Here is a 22,977-nt window from a genome sequence, read left to right on the forward strand (position 1 = left end):
AAATCACTCGCTATTCATGTGCTTCCGGAACCTCCCCACGGCGCAACGCATCCAGAATCCGCATTCGCGCCAGTAGCTTCGGCGGAAAAGTTCCATCACCACCACTATTTTCAGCATATGCTGAACGAATCGCCGCTTCAATGTCACGAGCGACGGCCTTTTCAAACCCCTTAAAGTTCAAAAAGCCGTAAAAATGCCACCACTTCTCTATTATTTCTTCTCGTAGCGCATCTTCATCACCGGTACCGGCGCGTTTCCGCCTCACCAGCAAACCACTCGCAGCGAGCGTCTCGGTCGCAGCCTCTTTCAAGCCGTGCTGTTCAAGCCACTTGAAGCACCGCTCCTGCGTGAGGTGACCGTCATCATGAGATATCCAGTCAAACAGACAGGCGCGAAGAACATCCAGCCCTTGCGGTAATTCCAATCCACCATAAGCTTGCTCCACTTCTGGCAAAATCTCTGGATACTTCAAAAGCATTGCCGTCAGGAGGCGTAGGCGTTCATCTCCACCTGACGCTACATGCTGCGTACCCTTATGTGGGGTCTTGTCCCCTCCAGTACTAGCCCCCTTCCCACCACGACGGCGGAACTGGGCAAAAAACATGTCCAAAAGCGAGGTTCGATACTCACTCGCCAAGGTACGATCTGGAATCAGCTGGGACAAAGACACCAAGCGCTCACGTAGTGCGGCGCGTTCGTCGGGGCCGGGCGCGTTGACACCCCCTACCAGCAAATTAAACAGCTCTTCGACCAGAGGCGTTGCACCGTCGAGCGCTTGCTGCATGGCACCGGGTCCGCCTCTTTGAATCAAGCTATCCGGATCATCCTTTGCGTCCAAGCGGCAAAAGCGCAAACGACGCTCAGGCGTCAACAGCGGGAGAGCAACTTCGCAAGACCGCAATGCCGCGCGTGCACCCGCAGCATCACCATCAAGACATATGATCGGTGCAGCAGCCATACGCCACAGCAGCATCAACTGCTCATCACCAAGTGCGGTACCTAAAGGTGCTACACCACCACGGAAGCCTGCCTGATCCAAGGCGATGACATCCATGTAGCCTTCAACAACAATAAGTTCTTCGCCACGATGCGCCGCTTCTCGGGCGTAATCGATGTTGTAAAGCGTCCTCCTCTTGGAGAAGAGTGCTGTTTCGGGGCCATTGAGGTATTTTGGCTGCCCATCTCCAAGTGTCCGACCGCCAAATGAGATCAACCTACCGCGACGATCTTTGATGGGGAACATGACGCGATTGAAGAAGAGTTCGCCGTTAGGACGCCCTTGTTCATCGCTCCGCATGACACCTGCCTTCACGAGCAACTCGGCCGTTACACCGTGTGGCCGTAACTCCTCCACAAGGCTCCGCCCATCGCCAGACCACCCCAAACCAAAACGCTCAATTGTCGCATTAGAGAGGCCGCGCTTGCGCAGATATTCCAAACCATGACGGCCTTCCGGCTGATACAACCTCCTCCGATACGAGGCCTGCACCAGGTCCAGAATATCCGATAAAGATTTAGCTTCTTGGGCACGCTGCTGTTGCTGAAAGTCTTGCTTGGGCACTTCCAAACCAGCTTCAGCAGCTAATTGTTCAACCGCTTCGGGAAAACTGCGGCCTTCACTTTGCATTACGAAAGTGATTGCATCGCCGTGGGCCCCACATCCAAAGCAATGAAAGTGGTCATCATAAACATAGAAAGATGGTGTTTTCTCACCATGGAAAGGACAGCAGATTTTCCAGTTCCGCCCAGAACGTACCATCTTATGGCGTCGCCCAATCAGGGAAGCGAGCGGCGTCCTGTTACGCAACTCATCCAAAAAGGCTGTATCAAACGCCATAATATATCTGCCTGTCCCTTTCTACCGCCTATCTACCCCTCTTATGTTTGAAACCCCCCTGCCTTTTCAAGAGTGCTGTTTTCAAACAGCTTTCGCAGCCGCATTTCATACCCCTCTTTTCAGCCAAGCATCATCACGCTGGCACCGTCATCTCTGCCTGTATTGCAGAGTCACTTAACTTAAAACGAGATACTTCTCCGTTAAGGGAGGACGCTTCATTCCTCAAATTCCGGCACGCCTTAGTCACTTCATCCACCATGGATTTATTGTGCTGCGTGTTCTGGTCCATATCGTGGATAGAGATATTTATACTCCCTATCCTTTCCGCCTCGATGGCTGTGGACTGAACAATATTACCCAACACGACCGCTATGCCATCAACATACTGATCAATGACCCGCATTGAGTGGTCAGCCACTCCTACTAGCTCAATACCCTCTCCCATTTGGCGCACTGAATCCGCAATAATCTTTTGAATTTCTCTGACAGACTGGGTCGATCTCTGTGCAAGCGCACGTATCTCAACGGCCACAACATTAAAACCACGCCCCGCCTCCCCCGCTCGCGCAGCCTCAATCCCAGCGTTCAACGCCAGCAAATTGGTCTGAAACGCCATTTCTTCAATAAAGCCTATAATGGATTCAATCTGGCGGGAGGACGCACGCAATGCCCCCATTGCTTCATTAGCTTTACGCATTGTCTGGGACACATCAACGACACTTTGATTAGCCTCTTTGGCGGCTTTTTGCGCCTCCTCCGTCGCCACAGCGGTAGTCCGCACCATCTCTGCCATTTCACCGATCGCCACAGACGCTTTCGCCAGACTTCCAGCTTGCTTGGCAGTTCTTACAGCCAGATCATCCGCCGCCGCCGCGATCTGCACAGCGCTTTCTGCAATAACAAATGCCCCCTGCCGAACATTCAGAAGAACGGACGAAATAGCAAAAAGCATTTTATTGAATTTTTCTCTAAAAATCTCAAAATCGTTCTTGAATGGTAATGTAAATTTAAAATCTAAATTTCCACCCTCGACCATTGAGACACCATAGCAAATTTCTTTTATGGTATTATTTTGTAAATTCCTTTCAGCTTCATTCTCTTTTTTTAATATAATCTCATTATTCAGCATTTCTTCTGTTTTTTTTACCATGTTTTGCTGAATCGATATTCTCTCTTTTTGGACTTTAAGTGCTGAAAGCAAAACAATCGACAAACGCCCAACGCAATCTTTTCTTCCCGTTAAATCAAGCAGGGCCGCTTCATTGACATCGTTATTTTTACTAGAAAATAGCCCAGTAATCTTCTCAACAGGTCCAGCTATATATTCAGCAGCATAATAGCCACCACACAGCAACAACACAGACTGAATTAATAAAAAGTAATATTTTGCACCTTGATACTCAAAGCCTAAGCTGCCCTGTAAAAAAGGCCCTAGTCCGAGAACCAAAATTGCAAAGATAATAAAAACCCACATTCGCTGCCGAATGAGGGCATCTCTCTTAAACCATTTAAACATTTGTAAATGACTCCCAAGCTAAACAACCTAGACTTGTCGTTTATTGCAACTTGGGAGCGTAGATCAGAATTTGTTAATAAAAAGGAAAAATTAAACTTCAGTTCATTAATTGTAATATTTTACGCAAGGCGCGCCTTCACTTTGCCACTCGCCGTAGCTGGGTCTAGCTCCGCACCGAAACGAGCCTTCAATACGCCCATCACTTTGCCCATGTCTTTCATGCTCTCAGCCCCCGTCTCGGCAACAGCTTCTTCAATTGCTGCATCCAGCGCCGCGTCATCAAGAGCGGGAGGCAAATAGGTTTGGATTGTCGCAATCTCACCCTCTTCCTTCTCCGCCAATTCTGGACGGTCTCCCTTACGGTAAAGAGCAGCCGCCTCCACGCGGGACTTAATCATTGAACGCAGCGTCGCGATAATATCGGCTTCGGTAACATCTGCCCCTTTCGCGCGGGCATTGACATCGAGGTCCTTTAGCTTCGCTGTAATGCCGCGAATTTGAGCCACTTTTTCTGACTGCCCAGCCTTCATGGCGGCTTTAAGATCATCCATAATTTGCGTGCGCAGAGTCATTATTTCATTCCCTTGGTTCGAACACGTATCCGCAGCTTCACGGAACGTCATGCCCATTGAACTTGCACAAATCACTTACGACAACAACGACACACCTCTTGTGAGAAAAAAATTCCCACCCATCTAAGGCAAAGCTTCCGATGGGAAAAAACTTCCCATTTCCCCTGAAACGCACTATATGGGCCAACAAAGAGACGAAAACCGGAGACGTCCGCAACATGGACATCGACACCATCATTGATAAAGCTGGCGGAGCAGACAAAATCGCTTCTCTGACAGGCGTCGGACTGGAAGCTGTGCGCAAATGGCGCCAATCGCGCACTGTCCCGACCAAGCATTGGCCAGCATTATTACTCGTCCCCGGTATTACCGTTCAGGATCTCACGGATATCAATCCCCCCACCGCTACGCCAAAGGAAATGGACATGACCAACACCGCCCCTCCCGGCGCAAACGCCGCCCTTGTCCTTGCGGATGGCACCATCCTTTGGGGTCGTGGATTCGGCGCTTATTCAGACGGTTCAGTCGGTGAGCTTTGCTTCTCCACCGGTATGACCGGATATCAGGAAACGCTGACGGACCCTTCCTTCGCAGGGCAAATCGTCACCTTCACATTCCCGCATATCGGTAATGTTGGCACCAATGCTGACGACGATGAGGCCGCCGCAATGGCTGCCCTCGGCGCTGTCGTCAAAGAAGACATTTCTGCTCCAGCAAATTGGCGCTCCCACGCGACTTTTGACGCATGGTTGAAGACGCAGAAGCGCCCCGGCATCAGCGGCGTCGATACCCGCGCCGTCACGCGTATTTTGCGCGAAAAAGGCCCACAAACCGCTATTCTAGCCTTTCCGGAAAATGGCCACATCGACACAGCTGCCCTGCTTGAAAGCGCTAAGAGCTGGCCTGGCCTTGAAGGAATGGATCTCGCCAAAGAAGTCACTCGCCCCAAGCGGAACTGGACACAAGGCGTCTGGGAAAACGACCGCCCAGAACGGACACAAAATCGCCGTCGTGTGGTCGCTATGGACTATGGCGCCAAAGACAACATCCTGCGTTGCCTCGTCACCGCCGGTTGTGACGTTACCGTCCTGCCCGCAACAGCAACAGGTGCTGAAATTCTTGAACTCGCCCCTGAAGGCGTTTTCCTCTCCAATGGCCCCGGCGACCCAGCCGCGACCGGCACTTATGCCGTACCCGCAATCCGCGAAGTACTTGACGCTAACGTGCCTGTTTTCGGCATTTGCTTAGGCCATCAGTTGCTTGCACAAGCTCTCGGTGGAAAGACCTATAAGCTTGACCGCGGACACCGCGGTGCCAACCAGCCCGTCAAAGACCTGACAACAGGAAAAGTCGAAATCACGAGCCAAAACCATGGCTTTGCAGTCGATGAAAAATCACTGCCAGCAGACGTCAAAGTAACGCATACTAGCCTGTTTGACGGCTCTAACGAGGGCATTGCATCCACCACGAAAGACGCCTTCTCGGTGCAATACCACCCAGAAGCTAGCCCCGGCCCATCAGACAGCTTCTACCTTTTTGAACGCTTCGTTGCGGTCATGGACCGCCGCGCCACCCAGAACGCCGCCAGCAAGGAGGCTTGAGCCATGCCTAAACGGACAGATATCAAATCCATCCTCATTATCGGCGCCGGCCCCATTGTCATCGGCCAAGCCTGTGAGTTCGATTATTCCGGCGCGCAGGCATGCAAAGCCCTGCGCGAAGAAGGCTACCGCGTCATTCTAATCAACTCCAACCCCGCTACGATCATGACCGATCCGGGCTTGGCTGACGCGACCTACATTGAGCCGATCACGCCAGAATTCGTCGAGCGCATCATCCTCAAGGAAAAGCCAGACGCGGTTCTACCAACCATGGGTGGCCAGACAGCACTTAACGCGGCAATGGCACTGGATCGCTCAGGCTTTCTCGTAAAGCATGGCGTTGAACTCATCGGCGCTAAAGCGGATGTTATTGACCGCGCGGAAGACCGCCAGCAATTCCGCGAAGCAATGGACGAAATCGGAATCGAAAGCCCACGCTCCACCATTGCACACACACTTGAAGAAGCACGCGAAGCGCTCAAGGACGTCGGCCTACCCGCCATTATTCGCCCGTCCTTCACCATGGGCGGCGCAGGCGGTGGTATCGCGTACAACCGCGAAGAATTTGACCAGATTGTCGCAGGTGGCCTTGATGCCTCTCCAACCACCGAAGTCCTGATTGAAGAATCCGTCCTCGGGTGGAAAGAGTTCGAGATGGAAGTTGTCCGCGACGTAGCGGATAACTGCATCATCATCTGCTCAATCGAAAATATTGACCCGATGGGCGTCCATACCGGCGACTCCATCACCGTAGCTCCTGCGCTAACGCTGACGGACAAAGAATACCAGCGCATGCGTGATGCTTCCATCGCATGCTTACGCAAGATCGGTGTCGAAACCGGCGGATCTAACGTTCAGTTTGGCGTGAATCCAAAAGACGGCCGCATGGTTGTCATTGAGATGAACCCGCGCGTTTCCCGCTCTTCTGCACTGGCATCGAAAGCAACCGGCTTCCCGATTGCAAAAATCGCAGCAAAGCTTGCTGTCGGTTACACACTCGACGAGTTGAAAAACGATATCACTGGCACAACGCCTGCCAGCTTCGAGCCGACCATTGACTACGTTGTAGCGAAAATCCCCCGCTTCACATTCGAGAAGTTCCCCGGCTCACCTGCACTGCTTTCCACATCCATGAAATCCGTGGGTGAAGCAATGTCCGTCGGGCGCTCCTTCGCTGAAGCAATTCAAAAGGGCCTGCGTTCAATGGAAACCGGCCTCACAGGGCTGGACCCCGTTGAGGCCCCGGGCGATGGGTCACACGACGCCTTCCGCGCTGCCCTGACAGAGCCGCGTCCAGAGCGCATTCTGCTCGCCGCCCAAGCCCTGCGCGCAGGACTTACTGTCGAGGAAGTCTACGAAGCATCACGCCTTGAGCCATGGTTCTTACGCCAGTTTGAAGACATCATCGCCGCTGAGCGCGAAGTTGAAGCAAATGGCCTGCCACAAGACGCTTATAATCTACGCCGCTTGAAAGCTCTTGGCTTTTCAGACGCACGCTTGGCAGCTTTGAGCGGCAAAAGCGCCGTCGACGTTGCTACCCTTCGCCAAAGTGTCGACGTCACGCCAGTCTACCGCCGCATTGACACTTGCGCGGCAGAATTCGCATCCGACACGCCTTATTTGTACAGCACTTACGAAGGCGGATACGGCACCCCAGAGTGCGAAAGCCGCCCTACGGCGCGCGACAAAATCGTTATTCTCGGCGGCGGTCCAAACCGTATCGGTCAAGGCATTGAGTTTGACTACTGCTGTGTACACGCCGCTTATGCGCTACGCGAAGCAGGCTTCGAAACCATCATGGTTAACTGTAACCCTGAAACGGTTTCCACAGATTACGACACGTCAGACCGCCTATACTTCGAGCCTCTGACCGCCGAAGACGTCATTGCCCTGATCCGTACAGAACAAAAGGGTGGCAACATTCTCGGCTGTATCGTTCAGTACGGTGGCCAGACCCCGCTGAAGCTCTCCCGTGCCCTTGAAGAGGCAGGCATTCCTCTGCTCGGCACGCCTGCCGATGCGATTGACCGTGCAGAAGACCGTGAACGCTTCCAAGCTATGCTCCGCAAGCTTGGCCTGCGCCAGCCAAAGAATGGCATCGCGCACAATCCTGCTGAAGCGCAAAAAGTGGCCGAAGAAGTCGGTTACCCCGTCGTTGCTCGCCCATCTTACGTATTGGGCGGCCGCGCGATGGAAATCGTGTACGACAATGCCGGTCTGAAACGCTACCTGACGGAAGTTCTGTCCGCTGCTGGGCCAGAAGTTTCAACAGGACCCGTTCTGTTGGACCACTACCTAAACGACGCCATTGAGGCCGACGTAGACTGCATCGCTGATGGCGAAAATGTCTATGTTGCGGGCGTAATGGAGCATATTGAAGAAGCCGGTATTCACTCAGGTGACTCAGCTTGCTCACTGCCTCCTTACACGCTGTCCCCCGCGCTTGTGACCGAACTGCGTGAGCAGACCGAAGCCATGGCGCGTGAGCTCGGTATTCGTGGCCTGATGAACGTGCAATACGCTATTAAGGATGATGAAGTATTCGTCCTCGAAGTGAACCCACGTGCATCTCGTACAGTGCCATTCGTTGCTAAAGCTACAGGCGTCCCCGTTGCGAAGATTGGTGCACGCGTAATGGCAGGCGCTAAACTTTCCGAGTTCCAACTAGATGGCGGCGCCGTATCCCCTCACGTTGCTGTCAAAGAAGCGGTCTTCCCATTCCACCGTTTCGCAAACGCAGACACGGTGCTCGGCCCAGAAATGCGCTCCACCGGCGAAGTCATGGGGCTAGATTCCAGCTTTGAGCGTGCCTTTGCCAAGTCCCAGTTGGCTGCAGGCGTCAAGTTGCCCAATAGTGGCACGGTGTTCCTCTCCGTACGTGACAGCGACAAACGCCATGTCCAGCCGATTGCTCGCAAACTGGTCGAAATGGGCTTCACCATCCTTGCTACAGCAGGAACTGCCGCGCGTCTGGAAGAAGCCAATATTCCGGTCAAGCATGTCAATAAAGTCATGCAAGGCCGCCCAAACTGCGTTGACTCTATCCGCTCCGGCGATGTCCAGATGGTCATCAACACTTCACAGGGTGGCCAAGCAACGCGCGATAGCTTCGACATCCGCCGCGGTGCACTGACCATGGGCATCCCTCATTACACAACCATCGCCGGTGCGCGTGCAGCAACTTACGCTATCGACGCTCTACGCGATGATGACATGGGCGTTGCGCCGCTCCAGTCTTACTTCCAAGGCGAGTACTAATTGTTGCCCCTTGATGGGCAGGCCCAGCCTGCCCATCAAGGGCTCCCACATTACCTTGCGCAGGACCAAACAAGCATCGTCTCTTTAATTAAATTTGCAGCACCGGGCCGCCCGCAACGGGACATATAAGATATCGAATGCGGCATCTTTTGTGGCTCCTGCACCAACGAGCCTAAAAACCAGTGTCCCGCCCAACATCAAAGCTTACAAAAGCGTTCCGCTAGAGCCATACGCGCTTGCTAAGCTCGTAGTCCTGATAAAACCCTTCTTTACTTTTTATCATGTATAGAACGAATTCAATAAAAGAAATCGCGTATATTATTACAACGGGAATACCCAATAATAAATCGCCCTGCATTGCACATGAGAGCGTGATGATACCTGCTTTATTATACCCGAGGTATAACTTATGCAGGCCGAAAATACCTAGGAAAAATACTTATCTCTGCATCTGTACTATGGAGAAAAAAACTCCGCTGTGCGTCCCCCAACAGGGATAAAATGAACGCCATACCCCATCCAAAAGAACGCACCTGAGCTTTAATATTCATTGATGAAAAACGACGCCGCAGCCCGTCATTACCATTAATAGAACCCTCATCCTTGATGACATTATAATCTAAAATCCTAGCGTGCATGTGCTTAGCATTTTTAGCTTAAATATGTTTCGCCAACGTACTCTAATAATCTGGCAGTTAATGACAAAAATTAGGTGTTCAAAAGCTTGAGAAATCCAAAACCTTGATTTTCTCTACCAAAAATGCTACATTCATCGGCTAACCATAAACTGACAGCAAGCTTCTCAAGGACAATCAGAGTGCAGAAGACCCCAATGACCGCCACGGGACTCCAGCGTCTCGAGGACGAACTTCGCCGCCTCAAATCAGAAGATCGTCCAGCCGTCATCCGCGCCATCGCCGAGGCACGCGCTCATGGCGACTTGTCGGAGAATGCTGAGTACCACGCAGCTCGCGACCGCCAGTCCTTTATCGAAGGCCGTGTGCTGGAACTGGAAAGCATCGTTTCTTCTGCCGAGGTCATTGACCCTTCAACGATTACCGGCACCCGCATCAAGTTCGGCGCACATGTCGAACTCGTTGACGAAGAGACAGACAAAGAAATCAACTATCAAATCGTGGGCCTACACGAAGCAGATATTAAACAACAGCTGATTTCTATCTCATCTCCACTCGCTAAGGCCTTGATCGGCAAAGACGTTGGTGACACCGTATCCGTCCCGGCCCCAGGTGGGGACCGCACTTATGAAATCTTGAAGGTCACTTATAAATAATGTCACACTCTGCGACGACGCTCCGCTCTCCCGTCACCCTAAAAGATGTGGAGGATGCGCGTCGCCGCATTGCGCAGACCATTGTACGCACACCAACAATTAAGTGCCCTGCTCTTGAGCGAATTACTGGGGCAGAGATTACCCTCAAGCTTGAGAACCTGCAGCCCATAGGCTCGTTCAAAGAGCGCGGGGCCGCCAACAAGATAGCACTTCTAACAGAAGAAGAGCGCAAGCGCGGGGTTATTGCAGCCTCAGCAGGCAACCACGCACAAGGCGTGGCACGCCAAGCAAGCCTGCTTGGGATCAATGCCACCATTGTCATGCCCAAATACACTCCAATGACAAAAATTGCGGCTACACAGAGTTGGGGCGCAAAAATTGTGTTGGCAGGAGAAGACTTTACGCAAGCCAGCCAGACGGCACAGACATTGATGGAAGAAGAAGGCCGCGTTCTCATCCATCCATTTAACGACCCTGCGGTTATTGCTGGACAAGGCACAGTTGCCTTGGAGCTGTTGGAAGACTGCCCCGACATCGATACCCTTGTCGTCCCAATTGGCGGCGGCGGCCTTTTAGGGGGCATGGCCACAGTTATGGCCGCCCTGCGGCCTGACATCGAAATCATCGGCGTGCAGGTAGATGCCTATGCCTCACTCAATCAGTTCCCACAGGAAGGCATGCCCGTCAAAGGTGGCAGCACGATTGCAGAAGGCATCGCCGTTCAAAAACTAGGCAATCACTGCCTAGACAGTTTTAGGCACCTCATCTCGCGAGTTATGGTTGTCAGTGAACTGGAAGTTGAGAGCGCTGTCACAACGCTCGCCGAAAAAGCGAAGCAGGTGTGTGAGGGCGCTGGCGCAACGGGCTTAGCAGCCGTACTTGCCAATCCAGAATTTTTCCGTGGCCGTAAAGTTGCTATTCCCCTCTCAGGCGGGAACATCAACGCCCGGATCCTCGCCAACACGATTTTGCGCTCCCTCTTACGAGACGGCCGTATCTTGCGTCTTATTTTCCAAATTCCAGATCGTCCGGGTATTTTGGCAGATATTGCTCAACGTATTGGCGACCATGGCGGCAATGTCATTGAAGTGTCACATCATAGACTTTTCGCCGCCCCTTCGGTACAAACAGCCGAACTTGTAGTCATGATTGAAGCACGAGACACAAATCATGCTACAGAAATTGAACGAGAACTCTCTGAACACTATATTATTCGTAGAGACTGACATAAAATTGTCATATATATTTGTGTTTTATTGCAACAAGAGGCACTTTAAACCCCGTTTCATAAAACTATCACAAGATTAAAGGAACTAATCTTCATAGGTTGCGGCGGACCAAACCGCCGCCTCCTTGGCGGTATCTCAGTAGCCAAGGGATTGCATACCTAATGAAGAAGACTTTCCTGCTGACGACCTGCCTTTGCACATTTGCCGCGACACACGCTGACGCAGCAGTATCAGGCCATCAGCACCGCCATCATGCAGCAGCCAATCACACGGCCTCTAAGCCTGTATCTGTTGCAACGCCATCCACGGCGCGCAACACGGCGGCAGCACCTTCTGCCTTTGCAGCATCTAACCCTCAGCCTGTGCGCTCTGCACGAGTTGTTAAATCTGCTCCCGCTCAGGCAGAAACGATGGTCGTGCTCGGTGCAGGCGCAGCTCGTGAAACACAATCCATTTCACGGCGCACTCTTCAGGAAGTCGCACCCGGCACAAACCCCATGAAAACCCTCTCTAAGCTCCCGGGCGTGATGTTCAGTTCTTCTGATCCGCTGGGCTCCTATGAGTGGTCCCAGCAGATTTTGGTTCGCGGCTTTGATCAGGGCCGCCTTGGCTACACAATGGACGGCATCCCTCTTGGGAACATGGCTTACGGGAATACCAACGGCCTCTCCCCCAATCGTTCATTGCAAATCGAAAATAACGGCCCGTCTTCATTGGCTCAGGGCGCGGGATCGGTAGGCATCGCTGCCTCCAACGACCTTGGCGGCACCATGCAGTTCACCTCAATTGATCCGACGGACAAATTCGGAGCGGACCTAGCCGGTACAATTGGCTCCGCTACCACTTGGCGTACATTTGCCCGCATCAATAGCGGCATCCTACCGACAGGCGGCAAATTCTACGTATCTTACGATTATCAAGACGCCGACAAGTGGAAAGGCTACGGCAAACAAAAGCAACAACAGGCTAACGCCAAGTTGGTACAACCTTTAGGTGAATACCTAAAACTTACCGTGTTTGGTGATTGGTCACTGCGTAAAGAAAACGATTATCAGGACCTTTCAGTCGCTACAGTCAATAAATATGGCTATAACGTAGATAACATCACCAATAATTACGCTCTGGCCAAGCAGGTCGCTACAAGCTCGACCTCACAGTGCCCGGCGGGCATTGGCACAACCAATTACGGCGATTGCCAAGATTTCGCTTACTGGAATGCTGCTGGTCTGCGCCAAGATGCTCTCGGTTATGGCCGCTTAGACTTTCACACAAACGACCGCTTCAAAGGCTTTGCTACCGTTTACGGACACACGAATAGCGGTGAAGGTGTTTGGGCTACCCCGTACACGGCAACCCCTGCGTCGTTGGGCGGTACGCCAATTTCTATTAGAACAACCGAATACAGCATTCATCGTATTGGTTTCCTGACGGGTGCCAGCTACCAGCTTTCAAACCACTTAATTGAAGCTGGGTTCTGGTTCCAGGATAATAACTTTAAGCAAGCACGTCGCTTCTATGCTTTGCCTGAAAACAACCCACCAGGCACTCTGCATTGGTACAAAAACAATGCTTTCGCAACACAATGGCAGAACAGCTACAATACAAAAACCTACCAAATCCACCTTCAAGACACGTGGAAAATTACCAACGCACTTAAAGCAAATTACGGCTTTAAATCTCTTATCGTTAACAATTCAGCTATAGCACTGCCCGGCAATTATATGGGCACACCTACGACGTCGACCTTCCCTACAGGAAAGATCAGCGCAACAGACGGCTTCTTGCCACAGGTCGGTGTTAACTACCGCATCAACCATAACAATGAAATTTTTGCCGACTTCGCACGTAATATGGCGGCATTTGATGCGTCAGGAACAGGGCTGAGCCCGTTTGCCATGAAGGCAAATGTTTTTGATGCGACCGCTCGCAGCATTAAACCTGAGCATTCCAACACAGAAGAACTTGGCTACCGCTACCATGATAGCAAAATCCAAGCCTCTCTTACTGGGTACTATGTTCAGTTCCAAAACCGTCTGCTTGCTATTTCTCAGGGCGTCGGTGTGCAAGGCCTGCAATCCGTCATCAGCAACGTCGGCAGCGTGACAGCTCGCGGTATTGATGCCGCATTTAACTATAACTTCACCACAGATTGGTCTTTCTACGCGTCCTACGCCTTCAACAATTCCTACTACAATAACGACCTTACGACCGGCGGAATAACCTACCGCACTGCAGGCAAAAGCGTAGTAGCGATGCCGCGCAACCTCGCCAACGTACAGCTTAGCTACGACAATGGCTCTGTATGGGGCAACGTGCTCATGCAGTTCCAAGATCGCCGGACCTACACATACACCAATGATCAGTGGATCGACCCGAACGCGATCTTTAACCTGAACGTTGGTTACCGCTTCCACAGCCAGAACATTGTTCTGCGCGGGCTTGATGCGCAGATCAACGTTACGAACCTGTTTGACAAGCGTTACGTGGCGACGGTTGGATCAACGGGCTACCTGCCGTCCGACCCTTCAGGCACTTATCCAACGCTGCAGGCAGGCGCGCCGCGCATGGTCTTCTTCACAATCCGCAAGCATTTCCAATAAGCGGACATAAAAAAAGAGCCAGATCGAAACTCTGGCTCTTTGCTAAATTCGGACTGATTATTTCGGCGGCGGCCAACGCAGGCGCGGTTCTGACCTAGAGCGCTCTTCCAAAGGATGCTCCTCCGGAACTGAAGCGCCGAGCATGGGCCGCCGTCCAGTTCCACCACGATAAGCACCATCTGGCCGAATATCCAACCTTACAGAAGGCTGTGAAGCCGTCGGCGGTTGTTGGGCCTCCTGCCCACGCCAAGGCATGGTTGCCGTTTTTGGCGGAGCCGCGTGTGTATGCCATTCGTCGGCACGGGCATTCGTAACGCGGACCTGTGTTAAAGAAGCCCGCGAAAGCTCCTCTCTCAACACACTCACCTCATCTTCGAGCCGCGCGATTCGAAAGCGCATTCCCATCACGAAAAACGGCGTGAGTAGAAATGCTATTGCGATCAACGCAATGAGGAGCCCTGCAAAAACGATAAACCAGTCCGGCATCCACGTCAGATCAAACATACGTGTCTACCCAATTGGCACCACTGCCGCGCATTGATTGCGCAAACAATGGTGAGGTCTAATTACATCCCTAACGCGCGGCGATAAATGTCCAGCAGCGTTTCTTGCTCTTCTACTTCGGCAGGCTCCTGCTTGCGCAGTTTGATAATTTGGCGGATCACTTTCACGTCAAACCCAGCAGATTTGGCTTCAGAAAAAATATCCTTAATGTCGCCAGCTAGCGCTTTACGTTCTTCTTCGAGGCGCTCGACGCGCTCAATGATGGAACGCAGGCGGTCTGCCGCAATACCACCGGTTGCCGCATCTTCGTGGCGGTTATCTGCATCCATCTCTGTTCTCCTTACTTTATAAGCCATCACCACATGGGCGCGATGTACGCCGCGCTTATCGTGATCAAGGCCGTATGGTCAACGGTCTTGTACGTACAATTCGTGAACGCTGCTACCGCCAAGTTTCAGCATTCATTCATCACACCTCAGCGATCAACCTGCCAGAACATCTTGACAGAAAGCCCTATGAGGCTGAACTACTCCACTTGCCCGCGAAGACCTGAACCCTAATGCCTTTCACCCGCACAACGGGCGGGTCGCAAAGTCGGAGAGTCAACATGGAATCCGTTCAGCAGGTCGAGCCATTCGACTACATCATCTTTGGTGCCACTGGCGACCTGACAATGCGCAAGCTTTTGCCTGCGCTCTACAACAAGCTTCGCCTTGGTCAGGTTCCCGCTGATGCCCGCATTATTGGTACCGCCCGCACAACGCTAGACCGCGACGCTTACATTGCGCGCGCTCGCGATGCGCTACAGCACTTCATCCCAGCCAAGTTTTTGTTCCCAAATCTTCTTGAGCAATTCTTGGGAATGATCAGCTATGTCACGCTGGATGGCACAAGTGCCGACAGTAACTGGGGCGAACTCGCCGCCGAACTCAGCAGTTCTCCAGCAAGCCGCATCCGCGTATTCTACTTCGCAACAGCCCCTCAGCTGTACGAAGCCATCTGCGCAAATCTGCATGCCAAAGAAATTCTGACCCCAGAATCGCGCGTCGTGCTGGAAAAGCCAATCGGGACGAGCCTTGAAACGGCTGATGCCATCAACGAAGGCGTCGGCAAGTTCCTTCCCGAAAAGCAAATCTATCGCATCGACCATTATCTGGGCAAAGAAACCGTCCAGAACGTACTGGCTTTGCGTTTTGCCAACCCCCTCCTCAACGCAATCTGGTCTGCTGAGCACATTAAAAGCGTACAGATCACCGCAGCAGAGGTGGTCGGTGTTGAAGGGCGCGCTTCCTACTACGACACGTCAGGCGCATTGCGTGACATGATTCAGAACCACCTTTTACAGGTTCTCTGTCTTGTCGCCATGGAGCAACCTGAAACGTTGGAAGCAGATTGCGTCCGTAACGCGAAGCTGGCCGTTCTCAAGGCTCTGCGTCCAATCAAAGAAGACCAAGTCGCGAACGAAACGGTACGCGCCCAATATACGAAGGGTGCGGTTGATGACCATGCTGTGCCAGGATATCTGGAAGAGCTTGGCCAAGACAGCAACACGGAAACATACGCTGCCGTCCGCACTTGGGTGGATACCCCACGCTGGAAGGATGTACCGTTCTACATCCGCACAGCAAAGCGCTCCAAGCGTAAGGTCAGCGAAATTGTCATTCAATTCCGCGAAACCGCGCAGTCGCTCTTTGGTGCAGTTCCGGGCAATCGGCTTGTTATTCGCGTACAGCCTAACGAAGGCGTTGAGCTGAACCTGAACGTCAAGAACCCTATCCTTGACGAATACCAGCTCGAAACCGTGAAGCTTGATGCGCCAATTAAAGTCGAGGGCGGCCCATTCCCCGACTCATACGAGCGCCTCCTGCTGGATGCCGTCCGTGGCAACCCCATTCTCTTCATCCGCCGCGATGAAGTGGACGCAGCATGGGTCTGGGCTGAATCCATCCTCAATGCTTGGGCCGATAAAAAAGCGCCTATGCACAGCTACGCAGCAGGTTCATACGGTCCTGACGCAGCTAAAGCGCTCCTAGCTGAACACGGGGACCGCTGGCATGAGGATATGGTGTGAGCGGTAAAACTACGAATAATACGAACAACACCGCACCCCGTCTTGGACGGGGGCGGCGCAAACCACGCACACTCAAGCAGCATTTTTTAAGACGTTTGCTCGTGATCGTGCCGGCGTTTCTGTTGATGTTTGTGATCGTCAAGTCAGGCTGGCTTGATGTCTCCTACGACAAAATCCGCTTTAACGAGCTAAGCTGGTTCGATAACACGGCACTTGTTGAGCATCTTCGCCTTGTCGTCACACATGACGGCTTGACTGATTTGCCACGTAACTGCCTTGTTTTTTCACTGCTAAACGGTGACGTTTCGAACAACGTTGTGGATATGGACGTTCTCGGTCGACATGGGCATGACTGCCCCGGTGATAAGCCATCTGCCGATAAACTCTTTTCTTTAAAAGTTGATCGTACGGGCCACACCATCCAAACGGATGCAGGCTCACCGGGTAATTTCCACCCGATCCAGCCGTAAAAGTCGTTGCGGGGCTTGCTTACCCCCGCAACACACTCCGCAAAAACCGTCCTCCGTGAAGCAACGCACGCTGACCGTCTTTCAAAAATGAATAGCCGTTCAAGAAGCCATGAATCATGCGTGGATAGTGCAAATGCTCTGCCCGGACGCCATTGTCCCGTAAAAGACGCGTGTAAAGCCCCCCCTCGTCCCGCAGGGGATCAAAGCCGGCCGTCACGGTCATTGCGGGCGGTAAGTCCGTTAGGCTCTCCGCAAGCACGGGAGAAAACCTTGGATCAAACAACTCACGATACTGGGACAAGACCTGCCCACAATACCAGTTCATAACGTCTTCCGTGAGCATATAACCCTGAGCAAAACGAAAGCGTGACTCCGGTGCAATCGCACCTGTGAGGGCCGGGTAAAACAACAACTGACCTTTTATTCTTTGCGGCAAAGCCTCACGCGCCCATTGCCCCAACCCAGCGGCCAATGTTCCTCCCGCACTATCTCCCGCTACCGCCAACGGTACTCCGGGCATTGTCTCTGCAATCCATTGCAATGCAGCTTGAGCGTCATCTATCGCGGCAGGGAAGCGGTGCTCCGGCGCAAGGCGATAGTCGAGCGAAACCACCATAGCCTTAGAATGCGCCGCCAAACGGCAGCAAATCCCATGGTGGGAGCGAACACCGCAATGCACAAAACCGCCACCGTGAAGAAATAAAACAATACCCTTAACGTTACCCTTTGGCCGAAATACCCGCCCCTTCAACGAACGCCCAGCCACGGGAAGAGAGATATCTTGCCACCGTCGCAAACGTAGTGATGAGAGGCCGACCGGGAAACACGGCCTATCCGTTACGCGCCTCAAACGCTCTAAAGCCGCCTCATCCGGGAACGGACCCGGCACCTCCGGAACTAACGGCCGCTCTTGCGGCGGCGCAGATGAGCGCCCACGCGGCTTCCTGTTTATGAAGAAAAGAGCAAGGCGAATACCAAGGGTCGGTTTCATAAAAACACCATGCACCATCCATTTGTAAAAGTCTCGACTTGACGCGCACTCACATTAGACGCAGTTTGCGCCAGCCAGACGGCTGGACGATCGCTGGCGCAGGGATGAGGATCTTTGCGCGGGAGGAAAGTCCGGGCTCCATGGGACAACGGTACCGGCTAACAGCCGGCGGGGGCGACCCTAGGGAAAGTGCCACAGAAAACAGACCGCCCGCCGGAGTGTCCCTTAAGGGTCACTTGCGGGTAAGGGCGAAACGGTGCGGTAAGAGCGCACCGCGAGGCCGGCAACGGTCTTGGACACGGTAAACCCTACCGGGAGCAAAACCGAATAGGAACAACCGGCCATCTCGGTGGCCAGGGGCTGTCTCACCCTGTTGTTCGGGTTGGTTGCGCGAGGCCTGCAGTAATGTAGGTCCCAGAGGAATGATCGTCCCGCTTTGAGCGGACAGAACCCGGCTTACAGGCCGTCTGGCTCCTCCAAACTTACGCAAACACGGAATCCAGCCATTCGTTTTGCACGCGGATTCCATGCCCTTGGGGTATTCGTCCATGACTATTTATGAGAACAAAATAGGAACAAATATTGACGAAATAAAAGCAAATTCTTTTTGGTAATTGGAAAATCCTAAAAGAACGTAAAAAACCGGGCCATAGTTCCGCCATAAAAAAAAGGCGCAGTTTTCTGCGGTTTTTCTGAGCTTTATGTTTGACGTCCCATAAAATCCCATGATATCCCAAATTATACCAAATCTGTACTTCTGTAACCAAATGAAGCCCGAAGGTGGCGTAGGGAGGCACATTGATCATGAGTATGTTCCTCGGTACGCACCTGAATCGTTTCGATGCTAAAGGACGCGTCTCCATTCCTGCGCCATTCCGCTCCGCATTAAGGGATCAGGCCAAACCACAGGAACCACTCGTGATCCTGCGGCCATCACACCTGAACCCTTGCATTGAGGCATGGACAGCTACCGGCTTTGCATCACTGGCAGAGCCATTAAGCGAATACGACCCGTTTTCCGAAGACCACGAGGACCTCGCCACCAGCCTATATGCCGACGCATATCCACTCGACAGCGACAAAGAGGGCCGGATCATCCTACCAGATGTTCTACGCCAGCACGCTGACCTGACGGATGAAGTCGCCTTCATGGGACTTGGGCGTGTCTTCCAACTCTGGAACCCTGCCGCAGCCGCAGAGCGCCGCCAACAAGCGCGCAGCCGGGCACGCAGTCTGACAAGCAAGAAAAACGCCCCGACAGGAGGCGCTCAATGAAGCCCATTACTCTGGTCCATGAAGGCCACCTCCCCGTTATGTTGAATGAGGTGCTGGACAGCCTGAACCCTCAGGACGGTGGGCGTTACCTCGATGGAACATTCGGCGGTGGCGGATACACGCGCTCAATCCTAAATGCCGCGAACTGCACCGTACACGGCATTGACCGTGACCCAACAGCCATCGAACGCGGCAACGCCATGGCTGCCGAAGCGGAAGGACGCCTTTTCCTCCACCATGGTCCCTTCAGCCGCATGGATGAGCTGGCCGGCTCTTATGCACCGTTTGACGGGATCGTGCTGGATCTAGGGGTTTCTTCTTTTCAAATCGACCAAGGCGAACGTGGTTTTTCATTCCGGCATGACGGCCCGCTCGACATGCGTATGGGCGATACGGGCCCAACCGCAGCGGATTTAGTCAACACTCTGCCTGAAGCTGAATTGGCCGATATTCTTTACCGCTATGGCGAAGAACGGCTCTCCCGCAGGATTGCACGCACCATTGTGCAGGTACGGCAAAGCACTCCGTTCGAAACCACAGGGCAACTGGCCGAGACAATCCGCCGCTGCGTCCCGCGGGATCGCTCCGGGATTGACCCTGCGACACGCAGCTTTCAAGGCCTACGCATTGCCGTCAATGATGAGTTGGGAGAGTTAGAGCGCGCTCTGGACGTCGCGCCTCAGCTCCTCGCACCGAATGGCGTTTTCGTTGTGGTTACCTTCCATTCGCTGGAAGACCGCCTTGCGAAGCGCGCCATGGCGATCCATGCGGGCCGGGTCTCAAACCCGTCGCGCTATGCCCCGATCTCGCACGAACAGACGTCTTCCGCCTTCCGTCTTGCACATACGCGCCCACGCGCCGCAACGGAAGACGAAATCCGTCTTAACCCGCGCGCACGCAGCGCCCGTCTGCGCGCGCTCATCCGCACCGCCCCTTCCTCTGACCTGAAAACCTCAGGAACGCTTGCATGATCCGGCCATTCACCTTCGCTTGCGCTTTTCTTGCCGCTGCATCTGGTTTGTTTCTCTACACGAAGAAACATAACACAACAGTGCTCGACCAAAGTATTACGCAGATCGTGCGTGATACGCAGAAAATCCAGTCGCAGACAGCAATGCTGCGCACCGAGTGGGCGTTGTTGAATCAACCGGACCGCCTCAATGCACTGAGCGCACGCTTCCTGCCTGATTTACATCCGATGACACCTGAGCAATTCGTCCGTTTGAGCGCAGTAGAAGCAAAATTACCCGCACCAGGCGGGCAGGCTCCCGCTCATCAAGCTGAAGAAACATTGGCAGCGAACATTCCCGTTCCCTCTGCGCCTGCTCCTGCCCCGCATGTAGCGGCACGCCCAACGGCAGTCCCTGCACCAGCCTCAATTCACCGCACCGAGCCAGCTATCCGCGTTGCAGCAAACGCCCCAGCACCGTCTGCTAGCGTTACTCATTCACACGCGGACCGCATAGTCCACACACACGAGCACCTCACGAGCTTGGCGAGTGCAGAACCCGCACGCACCCCTGAAACGAATATTCTTCCTCCGGCTCATGTGCGGCTTGCGAGCTTCCATGGCCAACGTCAGGCAACAAGCATTGCGACGACATGGCATAATAATGCCGTACCACGCCCTCAAAGCCTGACACACTTGGCAGATGCCCGTCCGCACATCCGACATAAATTTACAGAGAACGCAAACGACGCATTGCCGCCGCCCGCTCCGTTAGCTAACTGAACTTTTAAAATACCGCCCGAGCAAGCACTACCTACTCATCTTCTCGGGCGACACCCATCTCAGCCGGGGATAGCACCGCAAGATGCCTGACGATGTGCAGCCAACACCGCAACGCAATGCTGCGGCTCAGGTAAAAAAACAACGGTCGCCCTCACGAGACGAGAGGAAAAAAGGCGGCTTCGATAAAGACCAATCTCATGGGCGCCTCCTATGGGTTGGTATGGGCTTTTTAGCGCTCTACGGTGCCGTTGCCCTCAAAGCATCAATGGCGACAGTCCTCATGCCCATGGCCCCTGAGGCACGTCAGATAGCACCACAAGTGCCAGTCATCCCTAAGATCGACCCACATGCCTCGTTGACCAGCGACTTCTCATTGCCGTCGGTCAAGCGTGCCAGCATCACTGACCGAAACGGGCAAATTCTTGCGCTCTCCCTGCCCGTGGCCCAAGTCTACGCCAACCCGATGGAACTTATTGACCCGCAAGACGCGGCAAAAAAGCTCCGCCACGTCATTCCAACTTTGGATGAAGCCGAGACGGTACGGCGCCTCTCCCTGAAAAAGCAGTTTGTTTATATCGCCCGTGATATTTCCCCTGTTCAGGAAATTGCGATTAACAACCTCGGCATACCGGGCATTTATTTTGAAGCCGGGGAGCGCCGACATTATCCGTTGGGCCGTACAGCCGCCCAAATCATGGGAAGCGTAGATATTGATGACCACGGTATTGCCGGGGTCGAGCGCTATTTCAACGACCGTCTGAACAACGACAAAACTCCACTTCGCCTCTCGCTTGACGTGCGCGTGCAAGCCGCTGCTCGGGATGAGCTACAAAACGCCATGACCACCTTCCAGGCGATTGGCGCGAGCGCGATTGTCATGGATGTTCGCACAGGTGAACTTTTGGCCATGGTCAGCCTTCCGGATTTTGATGCGAACGAATTCGGGCACGCTACAAATGACGCGCGTTTCAATCGCGCCGTCACCGGCATGTATGAACCGGGATCAACCTTCAAGCTGCAAACAGCCGCCATGGGCCTGCAACTTGGCGTCATTCATGTTTGGGACCGCTTCTCAACCATCCCGATCAGAGTTGGCCGCTTCACCATCAGCGATATGAAATCTGACCATTTCGCCCCGTGGCTTTCGCTGCCCGGCGTTATGGCGTTTTCGTCCAACCCTGCAGCAGCCCATATTGCCCTTGATGTTGGCGCGGAACGCCAGCAAGCATGGCTTGACGCCATGGGCTTTTTCAAACGCGTTCCGATTGAGCTTCCAGAAGCTGGCCGCCCCCTCGTACCTTCACGTCGTAACTGGGGCCTGTCTACGGTCATGACAGTCGGCTTCGGGCACGGTGTAGCGGAACCCCCGCTGGCTATTGTCCGCGGGACAGCTGCCACAGTAAATGGCGGCATTTTGCTGAAACCAACGCTCGTCGCGCGTGATCCCAGCATCGTACAAGACGTAACACGCGGCACACTTCCACCGTCGCTCGACTCAGCCGGTCAAGACGATGTTGGGACCGAAACGCCTGTCGGCACGCGCGTTCTATCCGAAACAACATCCGCCCTGCTGCGCCGACTTCTCCGCCTTGACGTTACAGCCGGCAGCGGAAAAACCGCTGAAGTACCCGGCTACTACGTCGGGGGCAAAACAGGTACCGCTGAAAAAATTGGTGCGCATGGCGGCTATCTAAAACATACTAACGTTGCGGCTTTTACGAGCGTGTTCCCCATGAACAACCCCCGCTACGCCGTTTACGTCATGCTCGACAGTCCACACCCTACCGCAGCGACGCATGGCTGGACCACAGCAGCATGGAACTCGGCCCCAACAGTAGGGAAAATCATTTCGCGAATTGGCCCAATGCTTGATCAATTCCCCGACCTTGCCAACAAAACCGCGATTGACGCCGCCCTAGCAATTGCCATGGAGCCTGCGGTCCCCGCAGGTTACCGTGCACTTGGCCCGGGCAATGACCCCGGCGATCCAAGAACCCACCCGCCCCACACCACAACAATACGCTGAGCCC

At 53.5% G+C, this 22,977-nt stretch carries 18 protein-coding genes and 1 other RNA gene; 12 read left to right on the forward strand and 7 right to left on the reverse strand.

Going from position 1 to position 22,977, the window contains the following annotated elements:
* Nucleotides 1–10 precede the first annotated feature (10 nt).
* From dnaG to D5366_RS01185, 3 genes are all read right to left on the reverse strand, one after another.
* On the reverse strand, nt 11–1,837 hold the full coding sequence (dnaG, locus tag D5366_RS01175) for a DNA primase (protein ID WP_141491942.1): 1,827 nt from the start codon (nt 1,835–1,837) through the stop codon (nt 11–13).
* 133 nt (nt 1,838–1,970) lie between these two features.
* Nucleotides 1,971–3,353 (reverse strand): methyl-accepting chemotaxis protein, encoded by a 1,383-nt coding sequence (locus D5366_RS01180; protein ID WP_141491943.1) that lies wholly within the window; start codon nt 3,351–3,353, stop codon nt 1,971–1,973.
* Between the two features lie 119 nt (nt 3,354–3,472).
* Nucleotides 3,473–3,925, reverse strand: coding sequence for a GatB/YqeY domain-containing protein (locus D5366_RS01185; protein WP_141491944.1), 453 nt, complete (start codon nt 3,923–3,925; stop codon nt 3,473–3,475).
* A gap of 218 nt (nt 3,926–4,143) precedes the next feature.
* Here D5366_RS01185 and carA point away from each other — a divergent pair, with 218 nt between their 5' ends.
* Both carA and carB read left to right on the forward strand, forming a co-directional pair.
* Complete coding sequence (carA, locus tag D5366_RS01190) at nt 4,144–5,526, forward strand: glutamine-hydrolyzing carbamoyl-phosphate synthase small subunit (RefSeq protein ID WP_141491945.1); 1,383 nt, start codon at nt 4,144–4,146, stop codon at nt 5,524–5,526.
* 3 nt (nt 5,527–5,529) lie between these two features.
* On the forward strand, nt 5,530–8,784 hold the full coding sequence (carB, locus tag D5366_RS01195) for a carbamoyl-phosphate synthase large subunit (RefSeq protein WP_141491946.1): 3,255 nt from the start codon (nt 5,530–5,532) through the stop codon (nt 8,782–8,784).
* Between the two features lie 220 nt (nt 8,785–9,004).
* Here the strand turns inward: carB and D5366_RS12200 are convergent, their stop codons facing one another.
* Nucleotides 9,005–9,208: a TM2 domain-containing protein gene (locus D5366_RS12200; protein ID WP_141493745.1), complete on the reverse strand. Its 204-nt coding sequence runs from the start codon at nt 9,206–9,208 to the stop codon at nt 9,005–9,007.
* Nucleotides 9,209–9,601: 393 nt separating this feature from the next.
* Between D5366_RS12200 and greA the strand changes: the two genes are divergently transcribed.
* From greA to D5366_RS01215, 3 genes are all read left to right on the forward strand, one after another.
* Entirely contained in the window at nt 9,602–10,075 is a 474-nt protein-coding gene (greA, locus tag D5366_RS01205) for a transcription elongation factor GreA (protein WP_141491947.1), read from the forward strand.
* A complete protein-coding gene (locus tag D5366_RS01210) occupies nt 10,075–11,301 on the forward strand; it encodes a threonine ammonia-lyase (RefSeq protein ID WP_141491948.1) in 1,227 nt (408 codons plus the stop codon). Before greA ends, D5366_RS01210 begins: the two co-directional genes overlap by 1 nt.
* 164 nt (nt 11,302–11,465) lie before the next feature.
* Nucleotides 11,466–13,904, forward strand: coding sequence for a TonB-dependent receptor (locus D5366_RS01215; RefSeq protein WP_141491949.1), 2,439 nt, complete (start codon nt 11,466–11,468; stop codon nt 13,902–13,904).
* A 57-nt stretch (nt 13,905–13,961) separates the two neighbouring features.
* Here the strand turns inward: D5366_RS01215 and D5366_RS01220 are convergent, their stop codons facing one another.
* Both D5366_RS01220 and D5366_RS01225 read right to left on the reverse strand, forming a co-directional pair.
* Nucleotides 13,962–14,408: a hypothetical protein gene (locus D5366_RS01220; protein ID WP_141491950.1), complete on the reverse strand. Its 447-nt coding sequence runs from the start codon at nt 14,406–14,408 to the stop codon at nt 13,962–13,964.
* A 62-nt stretch (nt 14,409–14,470) separates the two neighbouring features.
* A complete protein-coding gene (locus tag D5366_RS01225; RefSeq protein ID WP_068169112.1) occupies nt 14,471–14,737 on the reverse strand; it encodes a DUF2312 domain-containing protein in 267 nt (88 codons plus the stop codon).
* Between the two features lie 278 nt (nt 14,738–15,015).
* Here D5366_RS01225 and zwf point away from each other — a divergent pair, with 278 nt between their 5' ends.
* Both zwf and D5366_RS01235 read left to right on the forward strand, forming a co-directional pair.
* A complete protein-coding gene (gene zwf, locus D5366_RS01230) occupies nt 15,016–16,479 on the forward strand; it encodes a glucose-6-phosphate dehydrogenase (protein ID WP_141491951.1) in 1,464 nt (487 codons plus the stop codon).
* Nucleotides 16,476–16,949, forward strand: coding sequence for a hypothetical protein (locus D5366_RS01235; RefSeq protein WP_141491952.1), 474 nt, complete (start codon nt 16,476–16,478; stop codon nt 16,947–16,949). Before zwf ends, D5366_RS01235 begins: the two co-directional genes overlap by 4 nt.
* 19 nt (nt 16,950–16,968) lie before the next feature.
* Here D5366_RS01235 and D5366_RS01240 read toward each other — a convergent pair whose 3' ends face one another.
* On the reverse strand, nt 16,969–17,940 hold the full coding sequence (locus D5366_RS01240; RefSeq protein WP_141491953.1) for an alpha/beta hydrolase: 972 nt from the start codon (nt 17,938–17,940) through the stop codon (nt 16,969–16,971).
* Between the two features lie 74 nt (nt 17,941–18,014).
* Here D5366_RS01240 and rnpB point away from each other — a divergent pair.
* The 5 genes from rnpB (at nt 18,015) to D5366_RS01265 (ending at nt 22,973) form a co-directional block, all read left to right on the forward strand.
* An RNA gene (gene rnpB / locus D5366_RS01245) (RNase P RNA component class A) lies at nt 18,015–18,415 on the forward strand.
* A gap of 329 nt (nt 18,416–18,744) precedes the next feature.
* Nucleotides 18,745–19,215 (forward strand): division/cell wall cluster transcriptional repressor MraZ, encoded by a 471-nt coding sequence (mraZ, locus tag D5366_RS01250; RefSeq protein ID WP_141491954.1) that lies wholly within the window; start codon nt 18,745–18,747, stop codon nt 19,213–19,215.
* Nucleotides 19,212–20,186 carry a 16S rRNA (cytosine(1402)-N(4))-methyltransferase RsmH gene (gene rsmH / locus D5366_RS01255; protein ID WP_141491955.1) on the forward strand — a complete coding sequence of 325 codons (975 nt, stop codon included), beginning with the start codon at nt 19,212–19,214 and terminating at the stop codon, nt 20,184–20,186. Before mraZ ends, rsmH begins: the two co-directional genes overlap by 4 nt.
* Nucleotides 20,183–20,947, forward strand: a complete 765-nt coding sequence (gene ftsL, locus D5366_RS01260; RefSeq protein ID WP_141491956.1) for a cell division protein FtsL — start codon at nt 20,183–20,185, stop codon at nt 20,945–20,947. The genes rsmH and ftsL overlap by 4 nt, the downstream gene beginning before the upstream one ends.
* Before the next feature lie 220 nt (nt 20,948–21,167).
* Entirely contained in the window at nt 21,168–22,973 is a 1,806-nt protein-coding gene (locus tag D5366_RS01265; RefSeq protein WP_373317485.1) for a peptidoglycan D,D-transpeptidase FtsI family protein, read from the forward strand.
* The last annotated feature ends 4 nt before the right edge of the window (nt 22,974–22,977 follow it).

This window comes from Neokomagataea tanensis, from assembly GCF_006542335.1.
Lineage (GTDB): Bacteria > Pseudomonadota > Alphaproteobacteria > Acetobacterales > Acetobacteraceae > Gluconobacter > Gluconobacter tanensis.

Bases quoted from the DNA above. Each gene is read 5' to 3' on its own strand.
- dnaG (WP_141491942.1), bottom strand. From the start codon at position 1,837: ATGGCGTTTGATACAGCCTTTTTGGATGAGTTGCGTAACAGGACGCCG.
- D5366_RS01180 (WP_141491943.1), bottom strand. From the start codon at position 3,353: ATGTTTAAATGGTTTAAGAGAGATGCCCTCATTCGGCAGCGAATGTGG.
- D5366_RS01185 (WP_141491944.1), bottom strand. From the start codon at position 3,925: ATGACTCTGCGCACGCAAATTATGGATGATCTTAAAGCCGCCATGAAG.
- carA (WP_141491945.1), top strand. From the start codon at position 4,144: ATGGACATCGACACCATCATTGATAAAGCTGGCGGAGCAGACAAAATC.
- carB (WP_141491946.1), top strand. From the start codon at position 5,530: ATGCCTAAACGGACAGATATCAAATCCATCCTCATTATCGGCGCCGGC.
- D5366_RS01210 (WP_141491948.1), top strand. From the start codon at position 10,075: ATGTCACACTCTGCGACGACGCTCCGCTCTCCCGTCACCCTAAAAGAT.
- D5366_RS01215 (WP_141491949.1), top strand. From the start codon at position 11,466: ATGAAGAAGACTTTCCTGCTGACGACCTGCCTTTGCACATTTGCCGCG.
- D5366_RS01220 (WP_141491950.1), bottom strand. From the start codon at position 14,408: ATGTTTGATCTGACGTGGATGCCGGACTGGTTTATCGTTTTTGCAGGG.
- D5366_RS01225 (WP_068169112.1), bottom strand. From the start codon at position 14,737: ATGGATGCAGATAACCGCCACGAAGATGCGGCAACCGGTGGTATTGCG.
- zwf (WP_141491951.1), top strand. From the start codon at position 15,016: ATGGAATCCGTTCAGCAGGTCGAGCCATTCGACTACATCATCTTTGGT.
- D5366_RS01240 (WP_141491953.1), bottom strand. From the start codon at position 17,940: ATGAAACCGACCCTTGGTATTCGCCTTGCTCTTTTCTTCATAAACAGG.
- mraZ (WP_141491954.1), top strand. From the start codon at position 18,745: ATGAGTATGTTCCTCGGTACGCACCTGAATCGTTTCGATGCTAAAGGA.
- rsmH (WP_141491955.1), top strand. From the start codon at position 19,212: ATGAAGCCCATTACTCTGGTCCATGAAGGCCACCTCCCCGTTATGTTG.
- ftsL (WP_141491956.1), top strand. From the start codon at position 20,183: ATGATCCGGCCATTCACCTTCGCTTGCGCTTTTCTTGCCGCTGCATCT.
- D5366_RS01265 (WP_373317485.1), top strand. From the start codon at position 21,168: ATGGGCTTTTTAGCGCTCTACGGTGCCGTTGCCCTCAAAGCATCAATG.